This is a genomic window from Cognatiluteimonas sedimenti, assembly GCF_022808325.1.
Classification (GTDB): Bacteria; Pseudomonadota; Gammaproteobacteria; order Xanthomonadales; family Xanthomonadaceae; genus Cognatiluteimonas; species Cognatiluteimonas sedimenti.
Genome location: NZ_JALGCL010000001.1, coordinates 101,708 through 102,747, shown reverse-complemented (window position 1 = coordinate 102,747; position 1,040 = coordinate 101,708). Strand labels below are relative to the sequence as shown.

Sequence of the window (1,040 nt, the reverse complement as noted above, 5' to 3'; positions counted from 1 at the left end):
GCCTATGCCTTGAACCCAACCAATCGAGTGAGCCCATCCCAATTATCGATAACAGATGGGAACGATCTAGGATCTTCAAGCTCCACCTCATCGAGTGTCCAATGACCTTTCCCAAATTGGCACGGACCGCAGGCCGTTACAAGATTTGTCAGATCGTTGGTGCCGCCACGCCGGAATGGAAGGACGTGATCAATTGATGCGCTGAGCGTGGCCAGCCCAAAATGATTGTCGTTGTTTGTGCGACCTTTGCGAGCCTCAAGCGGAAGATACTTTCTGAATATATCTCTGGCTTCTTTTGCCACAACACGGCTTTCGCAGTACCGACACCTCCAACCATCTCTCGCGAACACTTCGCGTGTAACCAACCTGGTTGGCATCCTTGACCCGATTGTCTTATAGCTTAGATCAATGCGTGGATTCCTTGTCTGCCGATGAATCTCGTAACTGATTGGCCCGCAAACTTTGTATGCAAATTCTCGCAACGGTTTCAAATCAGAGTCAATTAGTAAAGCCGCGGATGCTTCAATATTGCCACTCATAAGAGCTTCGGCCGCACGATCAAGCAAATCCGCTGCGATCTCATGCTCTTTAATAGGAGAAAGTAGCGATCTTCTATAAGTCATTTGCCCCTCCCGGCCTATTGCAGGTGATGCAGTCTCTCGAGAATGGCAGGCAAATAACCATTTTCAAAAATGGTTTCCCATGCGCCGTCGCAGAACCGTTCTGATCGAACACAGAGTGTGAGCATGGATTTTATTTGATCAATCGACGCAGCCGCTATGAGGCTCGGGTCGTCAAGCATGGCTCTCGCTCCGCTATTCGTGTACCCAACGTCGCTCCAGCAGATCTGAGACGCCTCATGCATAAAGGCCAGGACTATTTCGTCATACCTGGGATGCGGTATTGATATGACGCCAGGCTCAATCTCATCGCCGCCGAGCCACTCAATCACAGGTACGAAGTCCGGGTGCTGAAACTTAGGCAGATATTCGACCAATCGACGAATTTGCTCTGGGGTGGGATTGATGTCTGTCATAGGC

At 50.1% G+C, this 1,040-nt stretch carries 2 protein-coding genes; both read right to left on the bottom strand.

Features of this window, described 5'->3' with window-relative positions:
* Positions 1 to 2 precede the first annotated feature (2 nt).
* Complete coding sequence (locus tag MQC88_RS13095) at positions 3 to 377, bottom strand: HNH endonuclease (protein ID WP_425491574.1); 375 nt, start codon at positions 375 to 377, stop codon at positions 3 to 5.
* Between the two features lie 260 nt (positions 378 to 637).
* On the bottom strand, positions 638 to 1,040 hold a 403-nt coding region (locus MQC88_RS00470; protein ID WP_243318179.1), incomplete at its 5' end, for a DUF6508 domain-containing protein.

Bases quoted from the DNA above. Each gene is read 5' to 3' on its own strand.
- MQC88_RS13095 (WP_425491574.1), bottom strand. From the start codon at position 377: ATGCCAACCAGGTTGGTTACACGCGAAGTGTTCGCGAGAGATGGTTGG.